4 protein-coding genes and 2 tRNA genes are annotated in these 5206 nt (G+C 60.9%); 4 read left to right on the plus strand and 2 right to left on the minus strand.

What is annotated here, in order from left to right; all coding sequences use genetic code 11:
* The first annotated feature begins 48 nt into the window (after positions 1 to 48).
* Positions 49 to 582 (plus strand): polyhydroxyalkanoate synthesis repressor PhaR, encoded by a 534-nt coding sequence (gene phaR / locus ABI213_RS21120; RefSeq protein ID WP_348007704.1) that lies wholly within the window; start codon positions 49 to 51, stop codon positions 580 to 582.
* Between the two features lie 28 nt (positions 583 to 610).
* On the plus strand, positions 611 to 2002 hold the full coding sequence (gene rimO / locus ABI213_RS21125) for a 30S ribosomal protein S12 methylthiotransferase RimO (RefSeq protein WP_348007705.1): 1392 nt from the start codon (positions 611 to 613) through the stop codon (positions 2000 to 2002).
* Between the two features lie 93 nt (positions 2003 to 2095).
* Here the strand turns inward: rimO and ABI213_RS21130 are convergent.
* Together ABI213_RS21130 and ABI213_RS21135 are read right to left on the minus strand one after the other, a co-directional pair.
* Positions 2096 to 2180, minus strand: a tRNA-Leu gene (locus tag ABI213_RS21130).
* Positions 2181 to 2271: 91 nt separating this feature from the next.
* Positions 2272 to 2356, minus strand: a tRNA-Leu gene (locus ABI213_RS21135).
* A gap of 132 nt (positions 2357 to 2488) precedes the next feature.
* Between ABI213_RS21135 and rnr the strand changes: the two genes are divergently transcribed.
* Together rnr and ABI213_RS21145 are read left to right on the plus strand one after the other, a co-directional pair.
* Entirely contained in the window at positions 2489 to 4816 is a 2328-nt protein-coding gene (gene rnr / locus ABI213_RS21140; protein WP_348007722.1) for a ribonuclease R, read from the plus strand.
* A 13-nt stretch (positions 4817 to 4829) separates the two neighbouring features.
* On the plus strand, positions 4830 to 5206 hold a 377-nt coding region (locus ABI213_RS21145), incomplete at its 3' end, for an SDR family NAD(P)-dependent oxidoreductase (protein ID WP_348028541.1).

Consider the following 5206-nt stretch of genomic DNA (forward strand, 5'->3'; position numbering starts at 1 on the left):
AAATATGTTGCAGTGCAGTAAAGTGCTGCCACACCACGAAAGACAGCAGTGCCCAGCCATTCTCCGAACAGCGCGCCGACCGCCCACCGCGTCATCAAGAAGTACCCGAACCGTCGCCTCTACGACACCGATACTTCGACCTACATCACCCTGGCCGAGGTCAAAAAGCTGGTCATGGAACGCGCGCCTGTGCAGGTGATTGATGCCAAGACCGGCGATGACCTGACCCGCGCCATCCTGCTGCAAATCATTCTGGAAGAAGAGGCCGGTGGCGCGCCCATGTTTACCGAGCAGGCCCTGGCCAACATGATCCGCTTCTACGGCAACACCATGCAAAGTTTTCTGGGCCCGTACCTGGAGAAAAACGTGCAAACCTTTGTCGATCTGCAGTCCACCATGGGTGAACAGGCCAAGGGCATGACCCCCGAGGCCTGGGCGCAAATGCTGAAATTGCAGTCGCCTGCCATGCAGGGGATGATGGGCAGCTATGTCGAGCAATCTAAAAATGTCTTTGTGCAAATGCAGGAGCAAATGCAAAAGCAAACGGCCCAAATGCTGGGTAGCTTCGGCTTGAAACCCTGAATTTCCCGAGGGCGGCGACAATACGGGGATGATCGAAGCAATTTCCCCTACCAAAATACCCAAAGTCGGGTTCGTCAGCCTGGGCTGCCCCAAGGCCTTGACCGACTCCGAACTGATCCTGACCCAGCTCAGCGCCGAAGGCTACCAAACTTCCAAAACCTTTGAAGGTGCCGACCTGGTGATCGTCAACACCTGCGGCTTTATCGACGATGCCGTCAAGGAAAGCCTGGACACTATCGGCGAAGCGCTGGCCACCAATGGCCGCGTCATCGTCACCGGCTGCCTAGGAGCCAAGGCGGGCGATGCTGGCGGCAACCTGGTGCGGCAAATGCACCCCAGCGTGCTGGCTGTCACCGGCCCGCACGCCACCCAAGAGGTGATGGATGCTGTCCACGCCAACCTGCCCAAGCCGCACGACCCTTTTCTGGACCTGGTGCCCAACGCTTTTGGCACGGCGGGCATCAAGCTCACGCCGCGGCACTACGCGTATTTGAAGATCAGCGAAGGCTGCAACCACCGTTGCACCTTTTGCATCATCCCGTCGATGCGCGGCGACCTGGTGTCGCGCAATATTGGCGACGTACTCAGCGATGCCAAGGCCTTGTTTGAAGGCGGCGTGAAAGAGTTGCTGGTCATCAGCCAGGATACGTCTGCCTATGGCGTGGACGTGAAATACCGCACGGGCTTCTGGGACGGCAAGCCCGTCAAAACCCGCATGCTGGAGTTGGTGCAAACGCTGGCCGACATCGCCGAGCCCTACGGTGCCTGGGTGCGCCTGCACTACGTGTACCCGTACCCCAGCGTGGACGAGATCATTCCGTTGATGGCCACGGGCCGTGTACTGCCGTATCTGGACGTGCCTTTGCAGCACAGCCACCCCGATGTGCTCAAGCGCATGAAGCGCCCGGCCAGCGGCGAGAAAAACCTGGAGCGTATCCAGCGCTGGCGCGAAGCCTGCCCGTCGCTGGTCATCCGCAGCACCTTCATCGCCGGGTTTCCGGGCGAAACTGAAGAAGAATTCGCGCATTTGCTGGATTTCATGCGCGAAGCCGAAATCGACCGCGCGGGCTGCTTTGCATACAGTCCGGTGGACGGTGCGGCCGCCAACGACATCCCTGGCATGTTGCCCTTCGAGCTGCGCGAAGAGCGCCGTGCCCGCTTCATGGCGGTGGCCGAAGAAGTGTCTGCCGCCAAATTGCTCAAACGTGTCGGTGCGACCATGCAAGTGCTGGTGGATTCCGCGCCTGGCATGGGCAAAAAAGGCGGCATTGGCCGCAGCTACGCAGACGCGCCCGAGATCGACGGCATCGTGCGCTTGCTGCCGCCCGAGAAAATCAGCAAGACTTTGAAGGTGGGTGAGTTCACCAAGGCCCGCATCGTGGGTACGCAAGGCCACGATTTGGTGGCGTTGCCGATCTAGCTTGTGCCCGGCTTGCCTGATGCACATCGGGCAAGCCAAAAAAAGGGCAAAAAAAAGCCGCTAACACGTTAGCGGCTTTTTCTTTGTAAGGTTTGGTGCCCAGAACTGGACTCGAACCAGCACGCCTTGCGGCGCTGCGACCTGAACACAGTGCGTCTACCAATTTCGCCATCTGGGCCCACGAAACTCTCACGGCCTGCACCATTTGCATGCAGAAAAATAACCAGAAAAAAACCGCTAGGTATTAGCGGTTTTTTCAAGATAAGGTGTGGTGCCCAGAACCGGACTCGAACCAGCACGCCTTGCAGCGCTGCGACCTGAACACAGTGCGTCTACCAATTTCGCCATCTGGGCCCACGAGTTAAAGTATAACATGGGAAAAACGACAGTTTTGAACCGTGGGCCGAAGGCTTGTGAAATCAACCATTTTTCTGAGCTACGCTACAGCTCTGATACCCTTTAGGCATTCCAGTCTGTAAAGAGAGAATACTTATCAAAACGACCAGCCACACCAGCGGCCTGCTGGACGAGATCGAAGGCACCATCCAGGGTCACCGCGATGGACACGGGTTTGTACTGCGCGACGATGGCGAGTCCGACATTTACCTCCCTTCTAACGAAATGCGTGCTGTGCTGCACAAAGACCGGGTCAAGGTCAATATCGTGCGCAGCGACCGCAAAGGTCGGCCCGAAGGCCGTGTGGTGGAAATTGTGGAGCGTCCGGCCCAGCCCATCATTGGCCGCTTGCTGCAAGAAAGCGGCATCTGGATCGTGGCCCCGGAAGACAAGCGCTACGGCCAGGATGTCTTGATTCCCAAAGCCGGTATTGGCAGCGCCAAGGCCGGGCAGGTGGTGGTGGTCGAGCTGACCGAGCCGCCCGCGCTGTTTGGCCAACCCGTGGGCCGCGTCAAAGAGGTGCTGGGCGAGGTGGACGACCCCGGCATGGAAATCGAAATCGCGGTGCGCAAGTACGACGTGCCGCATATCTTTTCCGATGCCTGTATCGCCCTGGCCCGCACCCTGCCAGACAAAGTGCGGCCCCAGGACAAAAAGAACCGTGTCGATCTGACCGACGTGCCTCTGGTCACCATCGACGGCGAAGATGCCCGTGACTTTGACGATGCCGTCTACTGCGAACCCGCCAAGGTCGGCCGTAGCAAAGGCTGGCGCTTGCTGGTGGCGATTGCCGACGTGAGCAATTATGTAGAAACCGGCTCGGCCATCGACGTGGATGCCTACGACCGCGCCACCAGCGTGTACTTTCCGCGCCGCGTCATCCCCATGCTGCCCGAGAAGTTGTCCAACGGCCTGTGCTCGCTGAACCCCGATGTGGAACGCCTGTGCATGGTCTGTGACATGCTGGTCACGGCCAAGGGCGATGTGCACGCTTACCAGTTCTATCCGGCCGTCATGTTCAGTCACGCGCGCTTCACCTACACCGAAGTGGCGGCGATTTTGGCCAACACCCGGGGCCCTGAAGCCGTGCGCCGCAAAGACCGCGTCACCGACCTGCTGAACCTGCACGACGTGTACCAGGCCCTGCTGGTGGCCCGCAAGGTGCGCGGCGCGGTGGACTTTGAAACCGTTGAGACCCAAATCGTCTGCGATGAAGGTGGCCGCATCGAAAAGATCGTGCCCCGCACCCGCAACGAAGCCCACAAGCTCATCGAAGAGGCCATGCTGGCCGCCAACGTCTGCAGCGCCGACTTCATCGCCCAGGGCAAGCACCCCGGCCTGTTCCGCGTGCACGAAGGCCCGACGCCCGAAAAAATCGAGATTCTGCGCAACTACCTGAAAGCCACCGGTGTGGGCATGTCGATCAGCGACGACCCCAAGCCTGGCGAATTCCAGGCCATTGCCAACGCCACCAAAGACCGGCCTGACGCGCAGCAAATCCACTCCATGCTGTTGCGTTCCATGCAGCAGGCGATCTACACGCCCATGAACGGCGGGCATTTCGGCCTGGCATTTGATGCCTACACGCACTTCACCAGCCCAATCCGGCGCTACCCCGATCTGCTGGTGCACCGCGTCATCAAGGCCATCCTGGCGCACCGCAAATACCAGTTGCCTACCTTGCCGACCCCCGGCGAGGCGCATGCCAAGCTGGCCAAACGCCTGAGCAAAGGCGCGGCCTCCAAGCTGCAAGGCAAGGTCGGCGAGCCCGACATGAAGATCAAAAAGGTCAGCCCCGAAACGCTGGCCTGGCAGGCGGCGGGCTTGCACTGCAGTGCCAACGAGCGCCGTGCCGATGAAGCCAGCCGTGACGTGGAAGCCTGGCTGAAGTGCAAATACATGCGTGAGCACCTGGGCGAGGAATTTGGGGGCACGGTCACCGCTGCCACCGGCTTCGGCATCTTCGTTACCTTAGATGCGATGTACGTCGAAGGCCTGGTACACATCACCGAGTTGGGTGGCGAGTACTTCAAGTTCGACGAAGCCCGCCAGGAGCTGCGCGGCGAGCGCACCGGCATCCGCTACGCCATCGGCACCCGCGTGCAGGTGCAGGTGAGTCGCGTGGACTTGGATGGCCGCAAGATCGACTTCCGCCTGATACGCGAAGGCGAAGAGCTGCTCAACCGCGCCATGAAAGACAAAGGCGTGCAGCGCGAAGGCGGTAACCGGTCTGGAAACGAGGCACCAGCGCCCAAGCGCTCGGGTCGCAAGGGCGGAGCGGGTGCCCCCCGTGACCGCGACCATGCCGAGCGCGGGCCGATCCAGGCCAGTGCCGCCGCCCATACGACCAGTAAGGCAACCGGCAAGGCCCCCGCCAAGAACGGCGCGGCCAAGAAGAAAACCCGCACCCGCCGCTAAAGAAAGCCCAGCCATGGAAAACCACCCCAAAGTCGCCGTCGTTACCGGTGCAGGCAGTGGCATTGGCCGCGCAGTGGCTCTGGCGCTGCTGGCCGATGGCTACCGGGTTGCGCTGGCGGGCCGCCGGGCGGACGCTTTGCAGGCCGTGTGCGCTGAGTCCGGCGCGGCCGAGCGGGCTTTGGCCGTGCCGACCGACGTGACCGACCCCGCCGCCGTGCAAGCCTTGTTCGAGACGGCAGTGGCCGCCTTTGGGCGGGTCGATTTGCTGTTCAACAACGCGGGCACGGGTACACCTCCCGTTTTGCTCGAAGACCTGACTTTGGCCCAGTGGCAGAGCGTGGTGAATGTCAACTTCACCGGAATGTTTCTGTGCATCCAGCAGGCGTTTCG

The organism is Rhodoferax sp., from assembly GCF_039922535.1.
Lineage (GTDB): Bacteria > Pseudomonadota > Gammaproteobacteria > Burkholderiales > Burkholderiaceae_C > Rhodoferax_B.

Excerpts from the sequence above, each read along its gene's own strand:
- rimO (WP_348007705.1), top strand. The coding sequence starts at position 611 with ATGATCGAAGCAATTTCCCCTACCAAAATACCCAAAGTCGGGTTCGTC.